We start from the raw sequence: 14,802 nt of genomic DNA, 5'->3' as shown, positions 1-14,802 counted from the left end.
TTTTACCGCTGAGCCACAAAGAAAATGCCGCGAAATCAATGACTTCGCGGCATTTTTAATTGCAGAGCAAGGACGGGGGTTAAGCCTTGGCTTCGCCGCCCAATGCTTCCACCACGTCGGCCATCATCTTGGCCAGTTCGCCGGTCATCAGCATGAAATCGCCGTCGAAGCGTTCGTCGTCGTTACGGATGCCGGCGTCTTTTTCGTCCAGCACGTCCAGCGGCTTGATGCTCTTGATCGCCAGCGACTCGGTCAGCACGAAGGAAATCTTGCTGTCCCAGGTCATGGCCAGGCGAGTGCACTGCTTGCCGGCGGCGATGTGGCGGCGCACTTCTTCTGGATCCAGCGAGTGCTTGACGTAGCGCACGGCCGCCTTGCTCTCGCCAGTGGCGCGCAGCTCGGTGTCCATGTCGACCGTGAAGCCGGCTGGCGCTTCATCGGTTTGCAGCCACTCGGTCATCACGCCGACCGGCGAGCGCTGCACGCGCAGGCTTTCCAGCGGCAGCTTGTCGACCGCCTTCAGCAGCAGCTTGATGACTTCGTCGGCCTTGGCCGGGCTGGCGGCATCGACCACCAGCCAGCCGTTGACCGGGTCGATCCACGTCCAGACGTTGGAACGGATCGAGAAGGCGCGCGGCAGCAGCTCGTCGGCCACGCGTTCCTTCAATTCCTTCATGGCTTTTTTGCCGGGAGCGAAGCCTTGGGCTTCTTCCATCTCGGCGGCGCGCGCCTTGGCGACCTGGTTGATCACGCTGTTTGGCAGCAGCTTTTTCTCGGTGCCCAGCACGATCAACATTTGCTTGTTGACCACGTGCACCAAGCCGCCGTTAGGACGCGGCTTATCCCAGCCCTGGCGCAGCAATTCATTGCTGCTGGCCGGGGTGAAGGACGAACTAGCGAGCGCTTCTTCCAGTTGTTCGGGGGTATAGGCCCAAGGGGCCGGCAGACGATAAATCTGTAGATTCTTGAACCACATAAAGTTGACAGGCCTTGTTTCGGAAATGGCAAAGGAGCGCCATTTTACACGCTAATCAAGGCGCAACCAGCGGGATCGTGACGTCAAAACGCGCGCCATTGCCGACCGAGCTGGTCAACTCCACGGTGCCGCCCAGGATTTGGTAGACGATGTTGTGGGCAATATGCAAGCCCAGCCCGCTGCCGCCCTGTCCCAGCCGCGTGGTGTAGAACGGTTCGAACACATGGCTGTGCAATTCCGGCGCGATGCCCTTGCCGCAGTCGGACACCGAGATCGTCACTAAGCTCTCGCCCACCGGCCACGCGTTCAGGGTAATCACGCCGCCGCAACCATCGAGCCCGTGCTTGGCGGCGTTCTCGATCAGGTTGGTGATGACCTGCCCCAGCGGGCCGGGGAAGCTGTCCAGCTGCAGCGCGGCCGGCACGTCCAGCACCACCTGGCAGTTGGCGCGCTTGAGCATCGGCTGCAAGGTCATCTGGGTTTCGTGCACCACCTGGTGCAGCAGGAAGCGGCGCCGCTGCGAACTGGCGCGATCGGCCGCCACTTGCTTGAAGCTGCTCATCAGCTCGGCCGCGCGCTGCAGGTTGCGCATGGCCAGGTCGGCGCCCACTTCCACCGAGTGCAGGAAGTCGTCCAGCATCGAGCGCTTGAGGCCGTCCTGCATTTTGCTGCGGAAGGTGCGCAAGTCTTCGCTCAGCGTGCTGACCGCCATCAGGCCGTTGCCGACCGGCGTGTTCAGCTCGTGCGAGACGCCGGCCACCAGCGAACCGAGCGCCGCCATTTTTTCCGCCTTGACGATTTCGGTCTGGGTGTTCTTGACGATGTCGCGGATCGCTTGCAGCAAGCGGCCCGCTTCGCCGCGCGCGTCGGCGTGGATGTGCTGGCTCCAGTTGCCGCCGGCCACGCTCTGGGTGATTTTCAGCGCGTCGAGGATGGGATCGGCAATGCTGCGGCGCACCGTGTTGAAGATCAGCACAAACACGCCGACGATCAGCACGAACACAGCGCCCAGCGACCACGCCATCATCTGCACCCGCTCGCGCGCGGCCAGTTCGTCGGCGGCGTTGCGCTGGCGCGCCAGTGCGACCACGTGCCCGATCACTTGCCGCTGCTGCTCGTAGGTCGCGCCCAGCCGGGCCAGCGTGCGGCGCGCCAGCACGTCGTCGCCCGCTTGCAGCGCCGGTATCAATTGGCCAAACGCTGCGGCGTAGAACTCCAGCGCCAGCGCGTGCGATTGCTTGAGGAATTTTTCTCCGAGTTCGCCGCTCAGGCCTTGCGCCAGCCAGTAGCTGTGGCGCTGCTGATAGGTCAGCTCGGCAGCCTGCATGCGCTTGATCAGGGGCCGCGCGTGCTCGGCGTCGGCGTCGGCCAGTTGCAGCGCCACGAGGTAGGATTCGACGAGGTAGGCCGGCGGCGGCAAAATATCGGCCACCAAGTCCTGCCCTTGCATGATGCGTTCATAGATGGGGCCGTTGACGCGGATCTCGGCCAGCGTGCGGTAGACAATCACTCCGCACAGGGCGAAGCAGGCTAGCGAAACCACCAACAGCAAGCGGAACCGCTGTTGGATACTCAGGTGCTCCAGCATATCCATGACTCCCGGCAAACAAGGCTAATGCCAAATATACCGGTTTCAGGCGAATAAATCTCCCTGCACCGGCAGCCGCCGCACCACTGTTGCGCCGGGCGCTTCCAGGGTGCTGGCGCGCACGCCGAGCAGGCGCAATTTGCGTTGCAGCGGCACCCGCTTCAGGCACTCGCGCGCGGCCTGCAAGATGCCGGCGGCATCGGCCACCGGCAGCGGCAAGGTGACGTTGCGGCTGACGATCTGGAAATCGTCGTAGCGCAGCTTGATGCTGATGGTGCGGCTGACGTAGCCCTTGCGCTTGAGGTCGTCCGCCAGGCGCTCGCACAGCGTGGTCAGGATGGCGGACAAGGTGTCGCGATCCTGGCGCGCGTGCAGGTCGCGTTCGAAGGTGGTCTCGCGCGACATGGACTTGCTTTCCGAGCTGGTGGAAATCTCGCGCTCATCAATGCCGCGCGCGGCGCGTGCCAGCCATGCCGCGTAATGGGCGCCGAAATAATCTTGCAGCAGGCCGGCGTCGGCCTGCGCCAGCTGGCCGATGGTCTCGATGCCCAGCGAGGCCAGCTTTTCGGTGGCCTTGGGGCCGATGCCGTTGATCTTGCGCACGCCCAGCGGCCAGATGCGGGCCGGGATGTCTTCAAAACCAAGCACGGTCAGGCCGTTGGGCTTTTCCAGATCGGAACAGATTTTCGACAGCAGCTTGTTGGGCGTGACGCCGATCGAACAGGTCAGCCCGGTGGCCGCGTGCACGGCTTGCTTGATGCGCATGGCCAGCTCGCGGGTCTCGCCCTCCACCCGGCTGAGGTCAATGTAGATTTCATCGATGCCGCGGTCTTCGATATCGGGCGCAATGCTGGCCACCGCCTCCTTGAACAGGCGCGAGTAGTGGCGGTAAGCGTCGAAGGTAACCGGCAGCAGGATGGCGTCGGGCGCCAGCTTGGCTGCCTTCATCATACCCATGGCCGAGCCGACGCCGAGCGCGCGCGCCTCGTAGGTGGCCGTGGTAATCACGCCACGGCCGACATAATCGCGCAGGCGGGCGAACACGTGGCTACCGTCGGCTTGCTTGACCGGCTGGCGCTCGCGGCCGCCGATCACCACCGGCAAACCGCGCAGTTCCGGGTAGCGCAGCAGCTCGACGGAAGCGTAGAACGCATCCATATCGAGGTGGGCAATGCGGCGCGCGGCGTCAACCATGGTGCAAAAACAATACTGTGGATAAACACAGTATCCACCGAAAGCCGCCATCGTGCAAGTTGCCAGTGTTACACTCTTGGCATGACCCAGCGCTTGTCCGCCGTTTTGTTGGCCTCGTTGCTACCGCTTGCTTGCACGCAGGCCGCGGCGCTGGATGCCGCTTGCCCGCCGTCCACCGTTGGCGTCAGCGACCTCGGTTATTCCTCCTACCTCGACGGCGCCAAGGTTCGGGGCAGCAATATCGATCTGCTGGAAGAAATCCAGCGGCGCAGCGGCTGCCAGCTGATCGTGCGCTGGTATCCGCGCAGCCGCCTGTACGCCCAGTTTTTCAGCCAGCAGCTGGACATGACCGGCGCCTCGCTGCGCACGGCCGAGCGCGACCGCTATGGCACCTGGCTGCCTTACACCTATACCCATTTCGAACTGGTGCTGTTGAACAAGGATGCGGGCAAGTTCCGCAGCCTGGCCGAGTTCGTCGAACGCAGCAGCGCGCGGCTCAACATCACGCGCGGCATCCTCTACGCGCCGGAGACGCAGCGGCAGCTGGATCGCCTGCAGCAGCTGGGACGGCTGGAATACGTCAACGATTACAGCGTGGTGTTCCGCAAGATTCTGGCCGGGCGCGCCGAGGGCACGTTCGCGCCGGCCACCATCCACCTGATCAACCAGCGCCAGTTCGGCATGATCGGCAAGATGAGTGCGAGCACCGTGGCGGAGTCGCCGCGCACCATGGTCGGCCTGTACGTCTCGAAGAAAGTCGCGCCCGAGGTGCTGCAGCGCTACGCGGACGCGCTGCGCTCCATCGTGATCGATGGCACCATGCAAAAATTCCATGAGCGCTACCTCGGCGCCGAGATCACGCGCAACCTGTACCATGATGGCACGCGCGACATTCTCGCCGCCCTGCCGCCGGCACGCTAGGGGCCTCCACCCTGTGTGCGGAAACAATTTTCTAAATAATTTTCAAAAACCCTTGCGGAAGTGAATCAGGCTCCTATAGAATACGGCCTCGTTCAGCAGTTGTGACAAACGCTGATAAGTTCACTGGGTGCTTAGCTCAGTTGGTAGAGCGGCGCCCTTACAAGGCGTAGGTCGGGAGTTCGACCCTCTCAGCACCCACCAGTTGAACTTATAAAAACGAATTGGAGCGGTAGTTCAGTTGGTTAGAATACCGGCCTGTCACGCCGGGGGTCGCGGGTTCGAGCCCCGTCCGCTCCGCCAATATTCAGAGAAAGGCCCGATGTTCGCATCGGGCCTTTTTCATTTCCGTCCAAGGAGTACGATGTATCTCCGCTTCCGCCTTCGGCTGGCACGGCACGCGCTGCTGCAATTTGCCGCCAGCCTCACCAGTTCCCTCGAATATATTTTGCTTGGCTTTGGCCCGGTGCTGATCGGCCTGCTGGCCGTGATCGCCTTGCCCGGCATGTTTGCCGCGACCCAGCCATGGCCGGAGGCGCTGGGCCTGGTGGCGGGACAGGTCGTGCTGATCAGCGCACCGGCATGGCTGCTGCGCAAGCGCCTGCACCCGGCCGCCGTGCATGCCTGGAGCCAGACGCTGCCGATTCCAGCGCGCAGCCGCTGGCTGGCCGATGCGGCGGTGGCTGCCTTGATGGTCGGCCCGGTGGGGGCGGCGTACGCCGTCTCGGTTGGCATCTGGCTGTACCAGTGGCCGGACTGGCTGCGGCCCGTCGCGCCGCAAGCACTGCTGCTGACATTCGCCTCCGTGCTGGCGGCATGGCTGCTGTCAACGCTGACGCTGGCCCAGCGCAACCGCCTGCCCACGGCTCGCAAGCCCGGCCGCACTCGCCCCGCCCCAGCCGCATACATTCCCTGCGCGGCCGCGCGTGGCGGTCTCGCGCTGGCCTATTACTGGAAACAGCTGTTCTGGCTACCCTTCTGGCGCGCCGAGAACGTGATCGGCATCCAGCAAACGCTGCTGCTGATGGGCGCTCTGGCCAGCATCGCCGCCTGGCTGTGGCATCCGCCGCTGATCCCACCGGCGCTGTGGGGCGCCTGCGCCGCGCTGATGACCATGCTGCTGACCGACCGCGGCGACAAAGCCGTGGCCGAACAAATCGCCGTGCTGCGCCCCATCGCCACACAATGGCCGCTTAACGCCGAACGCCTGTACCGCCTCGCCATCCTGCTCGCCCTGCTGCCCGGCGCCACCGTGCTCGCGTGGTTTGCCGCACTGACACTGGGCCGCCCAGCTGAGGGCTACAGCCACACCGTGGCCGTGGTCTGGCTATGCTTTGCCGCTACCGCCCAAATCGCCATCGTCGCACTGCGCAAACTCAGCACGCGCGGCCGCGTCGGCCTGGTGCTCGGCGCCATCCTCATCCTGACCGCCATTGGAAGCGAACTATGGAATTAAGAATCGAACAGCTCAACTTTGAATACACCAGCCACCCGCTGTTCCGCGACTTCAACCTGCAACTGGGCGCCGGCATCACCTGGCTGCGCGGCGAAAACGGCGCCGGCAAAACCACCTTGCTGAAACTGATCGGCGGCGCCCTCGCGCCGCACGCCGGCCGCATCTGGCTGGACGATATCGAAATCCACGCCCAGCCCCTGACCTACCGCCTGCACTGCTATTACTGCGGCGGCGACACCCCGCAACTGCCATGGCTGACCGTGCGCGAAGTGCTCGACATGCACGTCTCGCTGTACGCCGGCGCCGATCCCGAACTGCTCAACGCCGAGCTGGCCGCATTCCACCTGCTGCCGGCACTGGATCAGCCGATCACGACACTCTCGCTTGGCCAGCACAAGAAAATGCAGTTGGCGCTGGCCCTTTCGCTGCCGGTAAGCCTGCTGCTGATCGACGAGCCCTTCAACGGCCTCGATGTCGATGCGGTAGCCTACCTGCGCCAGCAGCTCAGCGCCCCGGAACGGCTAGCGCGTCAATGCATCCTGCTGACCAGCCACCTGGAACCGGCGCTGCCGCTGGTAAGCACCTTGCAACTGTGATTTCTTAACAACAAACACGCAGCGAGAGGGCAAAACCGGCGACAATATCAGGCACACCCTTCCTGTCCCGGAGTTCCCCTTGATTTTCGGCTTCCTCAAATCGCCCGAACTGTCGCCGCGCCTGCTGCGCCTGAAAGAATCGGCCCTGTTCTCGTCGCTGACGCCGCTCGAACTGAAAATCGTGGACGGCCTGATGCACGAGCGCCGCTACCTGGCCGACGAAATCATCTTCGACGAGGGCGAGGAAGGGCAGGCGCTGTACCTCGTCATGTCGGGCCGGGTCATCATCAGCCGCCAGCTCGGCGCCGGGCGCGAGGTGGTGGCCGAACTGTCGGCCGGCTCCTTCTTCGGCGACCTCGCCTTGCTCGACAACTCGCCGCGCAACGCGCAAACGCGGGCGCTCGACAACTGCGAGCTGGCGGTGTTCTTCCGCGCCGACTTCATGGGCCTGATGGAAACCGACGCCGTGATCGGCTACAAGATCTCGCTGGCCCTGGCGCGCCACATCGGCCGCCGCCTGCGCGACTGGATGACCGGCAAGCCGCAAATCGAGGCGCTATGAATTTACTGCCGACCCAAAAGCGCGGCGGGCCGGTGGTGTGGAGCGGCATCATCGCCGCCACCTGCGTGCTGCTGTTCCTGTTGCAGCAGATGCTGTTTCTGGCGATTCCGTTCTTGCTCGGCATCGTGCTGTACTACATACTGCAACCGCCGACGCAGCGCCTGATCCGCATGGGCTTCAGCCAGAACGGCGCCACCCTGGTGGTGGGCGCGGTATTCCTGCTGCTGGTCACGCTGGCCATCCTCACGGCAATCTTCTGGAACTCGGCGCCGGCCACCTCGTGGCAAGACATGCTGGGCATCTACCTTGCCGGCGGGCTGGAATTCGTGCGCCATACCATGGTGGCGCTGGAGCAGCAATTCCCCATCCTCAAGCAAGTGAACCTGGCCGAGACCATCAACCAGCGCATGAGCGAATTCACCGGCGACTTCATCCAGTCGCACCTGACCGACATCCTGGTGTCGGCCGCGGCGTGGCTGCCGTCCCTGCTGCTGGCGCCGTTCCTGACCTTCTTCTTTTTGCGCGACGGCCTGCGCTTCAAAAAATTCCTCGCGCGCGCCGTGCCGAACGCCTTCTTCGAACGCACCCTGTGCCTGCTGCACGAGGTCGACCAGACCGCGCACCGCTACTTCCAGGGCTTGATCCGCCTGACCATTCTCGACACGGCGGTGCTGGCGTTCGGGCTATGGGTGATCGGCGTGTCCTCGCCGCTGGTGCTGGGCTTGATTGCGGCGGTGCTGGCGTGGGTGCCGTACGTCGGTTCCATCGTCGGCTGCGTGCTGGTGGTGATGGTGGCCTCGACCGATGCGCCGGCCAATCCCTCGGTGGCCTACCTGGCGATCGGCGTGTTCATCCTGGTGCGCCTGCTGGACGACTTCGTGTTCATGCCGCTGACCCTGGGGCGCAGCCTGCACATCCATCCCTTGATTACCGTGCTGATGATCTTCATCGGCGGCTCGGTGGCCGGCGTGGCGGGCCTGATGCTGGTGCTGCCGCTGCTGGGCGTAGTCATGGTGATCGGCGAAACGCTGGGCCGCCTGATCACCGACCCGCGCCTGCGCGCCCGCCACCGCAACGCCATGGAACTGCGCGCCAAGCAAGCCAGCTACGACTTGAGCGTCTAGATCTACATCAAACTCGCATCAACCGTGCGCCGCCTCACGCGGCGTACACTCGATGAACGTCCCCGAAGGAGGTCATCATGAGATTCGACAATCTTACCTCAGCAGAAATCCGCGAAATTTGCCATGCCGTCGAAGAAGACATGCGCAACGAACGTGCCGGTAAGCCAAGGCCCAAGAGATTCTTCGACGATTGGCCCAGTGCGCAGTTCACTAGCGAACAGATTCGGGCCGCACTAGACGCAGCTTGGAAAGAGACGTTCAAAATTAAATGAGCCCTCATCATGCCCGCCATGTATCAATTGCTGGCGCAGGAATGCAGCAGTGAAGTCCTGGCCATCTTTGCCTACACCGTCTATAAACAGCATAAAGCTGAGGCGCTGCGGGCGATTCGAGAAAAGAACGGCACAGAGGCTACACAAGACGAGCTAGAAACCTTTTATCTCTCCTGCTGCACGCCAAGCATGCGCAAGATGTACGTGCAACAAGCCGAAGAATTAATGCAGCAATTGGTTGGGAAGACTCTGGAGCTACGTAAACGTGAGCTGGAGCAGGATTTTTTAGCGACGAAGGTAGGGGAAAAGCTAGAGGTAATCCACACCAATCAGCAACAAAAACGGACGTGGAAAGGCTGGGCAGCGGATGTGAGTGGGAATTTGGCGGTGAACTTTGTGACCATCCTCGTTATTGCTGCACTGCTGTTTGGCTTTCGAGGATTGGATCAGATGCTCACCGAATTTGGACAGCACTCAGGCGTACTGCACAAGTAAAAACGGGAGCCGAGGCTCCCGTTTCACATTATGCCGTCAAGGCTTGCTTGCCGGCCGATTCGGCGACCGCTTCGTCGTCGTCCGAGCGGATCAGGTGGTCGAAGGCGGACAGGGCCGCTTTCGCACCTTCGCCGGTGGCGATGATGATTTGCTTGTACGGCACGGTGGTCACGTCACCGGCGGCAAACACGCCCGGCAGCGAAGTCTGGCCGCGTGCATCCACTTCAATCTCGCCGTGGCGCGACAGGGCTACCGTGCCTTTCAGCCACTCGGTGTTCGGCACCAGGCCGATCTGCACGAACACGCCTTCCAGCTCCACTTTGTGCGACACGTTGGTGTTGCGGTCGGTGTAGCTCAAGCCGTTGACGATCTTGCCGTCGCCGTGGATCTCGGTGGTTTGCGCCGAGGTGATCACGGTAACATTCGGCAGGCTGCGCAGCTTGCGCTGCAACACCGCGTCAGCGCGCAGTTCCGCGCCGAACTCGATCAGGGTCACGTGCTTGACCAGGCCGGCCAGGTCGATCGCCGCTTCCACGCCGGAGTTGCCGCCGCCGATCACCGACACGCGCTTGCCCTTGAACAGCGGGCCGTCGCAGTGCGGGCAGTAGGCCACACCGTGGTTGCGGTATTCCTTCTCGCCCGGCACGTTGATTTCGCGCCAGCGGGCGCCGGTCGCCAGGATCACCGACTTGGCTTTCAGCACCGCGCCGGAAGCGGTCTGCACTTCCACCACTTTACCGAGCGGCACCAGCTTGCTGGCGCGCTGGGTGTTCATGATGTCGACGTCGTATTCTTTAACGTGCTGTTCCAGTGCGACGGCAAATTTCGGGCCCTCGGTCTCTTTCACCGAAATGAAGTTTTCAATCGCCAGGGTGTCCAGCACCTGGCCGCCGAAACGCTCGGCCAGCACACCGGTGCGGATGCCTTTACGGGCAGCGTAAATCGCCGCAGCCGCGCCAGCAGGGCCACCGCCGACCACCAGCACGTCGAACACGTCTTTCTTGCTGATCTCAGCGGCCTGGCGCATGCCGGCGTTGGTGTCCAGCTTGGCGAGGATTTCCTCGACCGAAGTACGGCCTTGGCCGAAATGCTGGCCGTTCAGGAACATCATCGGCACGGCCAGGATCTGGCGCTCTTCGACTTCTTTCGCAAACAGGCCGCCGTCGATGGTGGTGACCTTGATGCGTGGGTTAATCACCGACATCGCGTTCAGGGCCTGCACCACGTCCGGGCAATTGTGGCAGGTCAGCGACATGAAGGTTTCAAACTCGAAGTCGCCTTCGAGATTGCGGATTTGTTCAATGACGGCTTCGTCAAATTTGATGGTGTGGCCGCCCACTTGCAGCAGCGCCAGCACCAGCGAAGTGAATTCGTGGCCCATCGGGATCGCGGCGAAACGCACGCCGATCTCGGTGCCAGCACGGTTGATGCTGAACGATGGCGTACGCACGCCTGCATCAATGCGCTCGACCAGCGAAATCTTGTCGCTCAACTCGGCAATCTCGAGGAGCAGTTCTTTCATTTCACGGGCCTTGGCGCTGTCGTCAAGAGCGGCGACCAGTTCCAGTGGATGCACCACTTTCTCGAGGTAGGCTTTTAACTGGGTTTTGAGGCTAGCGTCCAACATGATGTTCTTCCTTTATTCACAAATATTTAGGCGTATGCCGGGCCGGACGCCCGGTCCGGCATCGCGGTAACTACTTGTTTGCTGCTGTCTTTTTCAAGACTGGTTCAAGCCTTAGATCTTGCCAACCAGGTCCAGCGATGGGGTCAGGGTAGCTGCACCCTCGGTCCATTTAGCTGGGCAAACCTGGCCTGGGTGCTCAGCAACGTACTTGGCGGCTTTAACTTTGCGCAGCAGTTCCGAAGCGTCGCGGCCGATGCCGTTGTCGTGTACTTCCATCACTTTGATGAAGCCTTCTGGATTGATCACGAAGGTGCCGCGCAGTGCCAGGCCTTCTTCTTCGATCATCACTTCAAAGTTACGCGACAGTTTGCCGGTTGGGTCGCCGATCAGCGGGTAGTTCACTTTCTTGATCGCGTCCGAAGTGTCGTGCCATGCTTTGTGCGCGAAGTGGGTGTCGGTCGACACGCCGTACACTTCTACGCCCAGCTTGGCGAATTCTGGTTGGAAGTCGGCCAGGTCTTCCAGTTCGGTTGGGCACACGAAGGTGAAGTCGGCTGGGTAGAACATCAGAACGGACCACTTGCCTTTCAACGACTCGTCGCTCACGTCGATGAACTTACCTGCGTGGTATGCGGTGGCCTGGAAAGGTTTGATTTGGGTATTGATCAGGGACATTGTGGTTTCCTCGTTGGGTTGTGAATCATTGAGACGCCAGTTTAAGGGCTTTTGCCCCATTTGCAAAATTGATTGTTCCAATAGTTTCAATTGGATTTAGCTATTAAGACGGCAAACGGGATAGCTATTATCTCTGCCCCGGCGGGATTAGTGTTGGGTGGCGCTGGCGTAATCGGCAATGCCGAGCTGGGCGAGGAAGCTGTGCAGTTGCGGGCCCAGCGGCTCCGCCGGGTCGAGGCGACCGTGGTGGGCGTAGCGGTGCTGGCGGCTCACGCCGTCGGTGATGACGGCGTGATAGTTGCAGTTCTCCCAGCAGGTGACGCTGGCATGCCAGTTGTCCGAGGCGAATTCCACCCGGATGCTCGGGTTGTGCGCGCTCTGGGCCATGGTCAGCTGGGCGTTGATGGCTTCGGGCACGTGATCCAAGGTCAACCGGGCCCACGCATAGAATGCGTTCAGCATGATGCTCTCCCCTGCGGCAATGCCGCCAACCTCTTGATTGTAGTCAGCCTTGCGCCGCTTGCAAGGCGGGCGCGGCGCGCAGGAAGGCGTCGAACTGCGCGGCCGGCATCGGCTTGGCGAATAAATAGCCTTGGCCGTAGTCGCAGCCGGCCGCCGCCAGCAGGTCGCGCTGCTCGGGGGTTTCCACGCCCTCGGCGATCACTTTCAAGTCCAGCTTGTGGGCCATGACGATGATCGCTTCCGACAAGGCCATGTCGCTCGAGTCGGGTGACAGGTTGCGGGTGAAGGAGCGGTCGATTTTCAGGTAGTCGATGTCAAACTTCTTCAGGTAGGACAGCGAGGAATAGCCGGTGCCGAAATCGTCCAGCGCCACCTGGATGCCGGCGTCGCGCAATTGCAGCAGGCGGTTGCTGACCGTGTTGCTGGCGTCCAGCAGCAAGCCCTCGGTGATCTCCACCACCAGCGACTGGCCGGGCAGCGCCAGCGATTGCAAATGCGCCAGCCAGCTGTCGTAGGAGCTGCCTTCGCGCTGGAATTCCAGCGGCGACTGGTTGAGGCTGACCTGGAACTCCGGGTGGCATTCGCGCCGCCACTGTTGCACCCAGCGTGCCGCCTCGCGGAACACCCACTCGCCGATCTCGACGATCAAGCCGCTCGACTCGGCCAGCGGGATGAACTCCAGCGGGCTCACCACGCCGCGCTGCGGGTGGTTCCAGCGGATCAGCGCCTCGGCCTTGTGGATGGCGCCGCTGGCCAGGTGCACGATGGGCTGGAAGTACAGCTCGAACTGCTCGCCCTTGAGCGCGCCGCGCAAGTCGTTGGTCAGGCGCATGCGGCTCAGCGCCGCCACTTGCAGGGTCGGCGTGAAATAGCTGTAGCGGTTGCGGCCCGCGCCCTTGGCCGCGTACATGGCCTGGTCGGCGTGCTTGAGCAGGCTGTCGATGTCGAGTGCGTCGTCCGGGTACAGCGTGATGCCGATGCTGGCCGAGACAAACGCCTGTTCCTGCCCCAGCACAAACGGTTGCAGCATGCGGGCCAGGATGTCCTGCGCGATGCGCTCGACTTGATCGGGCGTCTCCAGCTCGCACAGGATGACGGTAAATTCATCGCCGCCCAGCCGCGCCACGGTGTCGGACTTGCGCACGCAGGCGCTGATGCGGCGCGCCGCGTCCACCAGCAAGACGTCGCCCTGCTGGTGGCCCAGCGTGTCGTTGACTTCCTTGAAATGGTCGAGGTCGATAAACAGCACGGCAATGCGCGACTTGTCGCGCTGGCTCTTGAGCATGTCATGCGCCAGCCGGTCGAGGAACATGCGGCGGTTCGGCAAGTGGGTCAGCGTATCGAAATTGGCCTGCTGCCAGATCAGCGCCTCGCTTTGCTTCTTGGCGGTCACATCCTCGATCATGCACAGATGATGCGGATGGCTGCCGGCCTCGGTATCGATGGCGTTGACCGACACATCGATCCACGCCACGCTGCCATCGGGCCGGAACAGGCGGCTCAGCGCCTTGAAGCTGCTGATCTGCTGCGAGGTCAGCAGCGCCATTTGCGCCTTGATGCCGGCCACGTCGTCCGGGTGGCCCACATCCAGCCAGCGCAGCGCGCGCAATTCGTGCTGCGAGCGGCCGAGGATTTCCTGGTAGCGCGCGTTGATGTCGCGGTACTCGTAGCTGATCGAGTCAATCAGCGCAATGCCCAGCGGCGAGGCCTCGAACATGGTGCGGAAGCGCTGCTCGCCCTTGCGGATGGTTTCCAGCGCGCGCTTGCGCTCGCGTGCCAGCAAGCTGAAGTGAATCGCCGCGCCCAGCACCAGCAGCAGCGCCGCCACGCCCAGCACGCGGTATAGCCAGACCAGGTTGCCGCGATTGGTATCGACGCGGTACATAAAGCCATCAAAGCTGGCGTTCTTGGCAATGATGCCGAGGCTGGCGTAGACCTCGGCAATATGCTGCCAGCGATCCGGGTTCATGTAGCCGATTTCGACCAGCACCGGCTGCACCAGCGGCACCATCTGGCGCGCCTCGTACAGCAAGTGCTGGCGGTCGGCGCGGCGCGAGTACTTGTTGAGGATCAGGTCGGCCGCTTCCTCCTGGTGGCTCATGGCCCACTGCCAGCCGCGCATGCTGGCGGCGCGGAAGGCGCGCACCCGCGCCGGGTGATTGGCGATTTCCTGCTCGCTGGTGAACAGGTTGTCGCCGTAAAAATCGATGCCGACCGCGCGCGGGCTGTAAATATCATAGGGGAAGCCAAGGCGGTCGAAAGTGTCCGGCTCGTTGGTGGTGTAGATCGCCATCGCGTCCACCTTGCCGCTGACCAAATCCTCGGGATTGAAGCTGTGGGTCAGCCGTTGGAAACTCTTGGGCGGCACGCCTTCCTTGGCGAGGAAAGCCAGCAGTTCGTCGGCGTTGCCGAGTTCGTCTGTGAACGAGCCTATCATGGCGCGCTTGCCGACCAGCCGGCGAATATCGGGATCGCCGCCGGTCTGGCGCATGGCCAGCGCGTACGGCGAATGCTGGAACACCACGCCCAGCACCACCACCGGCTTGCCGGCCAGCCGCGCCAGCAGCAGGCTGCTGCTGCCGGTGCCGTATTCGGCCTTGCCGCTGAGGACGTCGCGCTCGGGCGCATTGCCGTCCTGCCCTTCGAGGATGCGCACGTCCAGCCCGGCGTCGCGGTAATAGCCCAGTTCCTGCGCGGCGTAGTAGCCGGCAAACTGGAACTGGTGCGCATGCTTCAGTTGGAGGGTGACTTTTTCCAGCGCCATGGCGGGCGCCGCAGCCAGCACGATGGCAGCGGCGACGCACAGCTTGGCAAGGGCGGAGAAGCGGGGGCGCATGCCCCCTAGTGTAACTTAGGT

At 62.7% G+C, this 14,802-nt stretch carries 14 protein-coding genes and 2 tRNA genes; 9 read left to right on the top strand and 7 right to left on the bottom strand.

The features are described from left to right. Nucleotides 1-79: 79 nt before the first annotated feature. From GTP45_RS22750 to dinB, 3 genes are read right to left on the bottom strand one after another with little or no spacing between them, the layout of a single operon-like run. Nucleotides 80-976, bottom strand: a complete 897-nt coding sequence (locus GTP45_RS22750) for a recombination-associated protein RdgC (protein ID WP_161016111.1) — start codon at nucleotides 974-976, stop codon at nucleotides 80-82. A 55-nt stretch (nucleotides 977-1,031) separates the two neighbouring features. Continuing rightward, entirely contained in the window at nucleotides 1,032-2,564 is a 1,533-nt protein-coding gene (locus tag GTP45_RS22745; protein ID WP_161016110.1) for a sensor histidine kinase, read from the bottom strand. A gap of 45 nt (nucleotides 2,565-2,609) precedes the next feature. Then, entirely contained in the window at nucleotides 2,610-3,758 is a 1,149-nt protein-coding gene (gene dinB, locus GTP45_RS22740; RefSeq protein WP_161016109.1) for a DNA polymerase IV, read from the bottom strand. A gap of 93 nt (nucleotides 3,759-3,851) precedes the next feature. Here dinB and GTP45_RS22735 point away from each other — a divergent pair, with 93 nt between their 5' ends. The 9 genes from GTP45_RS22735 (at nucleotide 3,852) to GTP45_RS22695 (ending at nucleotide 9,181) form a co-directional block, all read left to right on the top strand. Next, nucleotides 3,852-4,679 (top strand): substrate-binding periplasmic protein, encoded by an 828-nt coding sequence (locus tag GTP45_RS22735; protein WP_229258589.1) that lies wholly within the window; start codon nucleotides 3,852-3,854, stop codon nucleotides 4,677-4,679. Between the two features lie 125 nt (nucleotides 4,680-4,804). After that, nucleotides 4,805-4,880, top strand: a tRNA-Val gene (locus GTP45_RS22730). A gap of 22 nt (nucleotides 4,881-4,902) precedes the next feature. Continuing rightward, nucleotides 4,903-4,979: transfer RNA gene (locus tag GTP45_RS22725), tRNA-Asp, on the top strand. A gap of 61 nt (nucleotides 4,980-5,040) precedes the next feature. Then, a complete protein-coding gene (locus GTP45_RS22720) occupies nucleotides 5,041-6,132 on the top strand; it encodes a hypothetical protein (RefSeq protein WP_161016107.1) in 1,092 nt (363 codons plus the stop codon). Beyond that, entirely contained in the window at nucleotides 6,123-6,728 is a 606-nt protein-coding gene (locus GTP45_RS22715; RefSeq protein ID WP_161016106.1) for an ABC transporter ATP-binding protein, read from the top strand. The genes GTP45_RS22720 and GTP45_RS22715 overlap by 10 nt, the downstream gene beginning before the upstream one ends. A 79-nt stretch (nucleotides 6,729-6,807) precedes the next feature. After that, nucleotides 6,808-7,290, top strand: a complete 483-nt coding sequence (locus GTP45_RS22710; RefSeq protein WP_161016105.1) for a cyclic nucleotide-binding domain-containing protein — start codon at nucleotides 6,808-6,810, stop codon at nucleotides 7,288-7,290. Beyond that, entirely contained in the window at nucleotides 7,287-8,414 is a 1,128-nt protein-coding gene (locus tag GTP45_RS22705) for an AI-2E family transporter (protein WP_161016104.1), read from the top strand. Before GTP45_RS22710 ends, GTP45_RS22705 begins: the two co-directional genes overlap by 4 nt. Before the next feature lie 77 nt (nucleotides 8,415-8,491). Further along, nucleotides 8,492-8,686, top strand: a complete 195-nt coding sequence (locus GTP45_RS22700; protein WP_161016103.1) for a hypothetical protein — start codon at nucleotides 8,492-8,494, stop codon at nucleotides 8,684-8,686. Between the two features lie 9 nt (nucleotides 8,687-8,695). Beyond that, nucleotides 8,696-9,181 carry a hypothetical protein gene (locus GTP45_RS22695; protein WP_161016102.1) on the top strand — a complete coding sequence of 162 codons (486 nt, stop codon included), beginning with the start codon at nucleotides 8,696-8,698 and terminating at the stop codon, nucleotides 9,179-9,181. A gap of 28 nt (nucleotides 9,182-9,209) precedes the next feature. On the opposite strand, the gene ahpF is transcribed toward GTP45_RS22695, so the two are convergent. From ahpF to GTP45_RS22675, 4 genes are all read right to left on the bottom strand, one after another. Continuing rightward, on the bottom strand, nucleotides 9,210-10,808 hold the full coding sequence (ahpF, locus tag GTP45_RS22690) for an alkyl hydroperoxide reductase subunit F (RefSeq protein WP_161016101.1): 1,599 nt from the start codon (nucleotides 10,806-10,808) through the stop codon (nucleotides 9,210-9,212). Between the two features lie 111 nt (nucleotides 10,809-10,919). After that, the gene (gene ahpC, locus GTP45_RS22685) at nucleotides 10,920-11,483 is read right to left on the bottom strand and encodes an alkyl hydroperoxide reductase subunit C (protein WP_161016100.1); all 564 of its coding nucleotides are present in this window, start codon (nucleotides 11,481-11,483) and stop codon (nucleotides 10,920-10,922) included. A 147-nt stretch (nucleotides 11,484-11,630) separates the two neighbouring features. After that, nucleotides 11,631-11,945, bottom strand: coding sequence for a hypothetical protein (locus tag GTP45_RS22680; RefSeq protein ID WP_161016099.1), 315 nt, complete (start codon nucleotides 11,943-11,945; stop codon nucleotides 11,631-11,633). Nucleotides 11,946-11,988: 43 nt separating this feature from the next. After that, nucleotides 11,989-14,781, bottom strand: a complete 2,793-nt coding sequence (locus GTP45_RS22675; protein WP_161016098.1) for an EAL domain-containing protein — start codon at nucleotides 14,779-14,781, stop codon at nucleotides 11,989-11,991. Nucleotides 14,782-14,802: the final 21 nt, after the last annotated feature.

The sequence above is a fragment of the Duganella rivi genome, from assembly GCF_009857435.1.
GTDB lineage: Bacteria > Pseudomonadota > Gammaproteobacteria > Burkholderiales > Burkholderiaceae_D > Rugamonas > Rugamonas rivi.
The sequence above is the reverse complement of the archived record's forward strand: the minus strand, read 5'-3'. Positions and strand labels throughout refer to the sequence as shown.

Bases quoted from the DNA above. Each gene is read 5' to 3' on its own strand.
- GTP45_RS22705 (WP_161016104.1), top strand. From the start codon at position 7,287: ATGAATTTACTGCCGACCCAAAAGCGCGGCGGGCCGGTGGTGTGGAGC.
- GTP45_RS22715 (WP_161016106.1), top strand. From the start codon at position 6,123: ATGGAATTAAGAATCGAACAGCTCAACTTTGAATACACCAGCCACCCG.
- GTP45_RS22680 (WP_161016099.1), bottom strand. From the start codon at position 11,945: ATGCTGAACGCATTCTATGCGTGGGCCCGGTTGACCTTGGATCACGTG.
- GTP45_RS22700 (WP_161016103.1), top strand. From the start codon at position 8,492: ATGAGATTCGACAATCTTACCTCAGCAGAAATCCGCGAAATTTGCCAT.
- GTP45_RS22745 (WP_161016110.1), bottom strand. From the start codon at position 2,564: ATGCTGGAGCACCTGAGTATCCAACAGCGGTTCCGCTTGCTGTTGGTG.
- GTP45_RS22675 (WP_161016098.1), bottom strand. From the start codon at position 14,781: ATGCGCCCCCGCTTCTCCGCCCTTGCCAAGCTGTGCGTCGCCGCTGCC.
- ahpF (WP_161016101.1), bottom strand. From the start codon at position 10,808: ATGTTGGACGCTAGCCTCAAAACCCAGTTAAAAGCCTACCTCGAGAAA.
- GTP45_RS22750 (WP_161016111.1), bottom strand. From the start codon at position 976: ATGTGGTTCAAGAATCTACAGATTTATCGTCTGCCGGCCCCTTGGGCC.
- GTP45_RS22720 (WP_161016107.1), top strand. From the start codon at position 5,041: ATGTATCTCCGCTTCCGCCTTCGGCTGGCACGGCACGCGCTGCTGCAA.
- ahpC (WP_161016100.1), bottom strand. From the start codon at position 11,483: ATGTCCCTGATCAATACCCAAATCAAACCTTTCCAGGCCACCGCATAC.
- GTP45_RS22695 (WP_161016102.1), top strand. From the start codon at position 8,696: ATGCCCGCCATGTATCAATTGCTGGCGCAGGAATGCAGCAGTGAAGTC.
- dinB (WP_161016109.1), bottom strand. From the start codon at position 3,758: ATGGTTGACGCCGCGCGCCGCATTGCCCACCTCGATATGGATGCGTTC.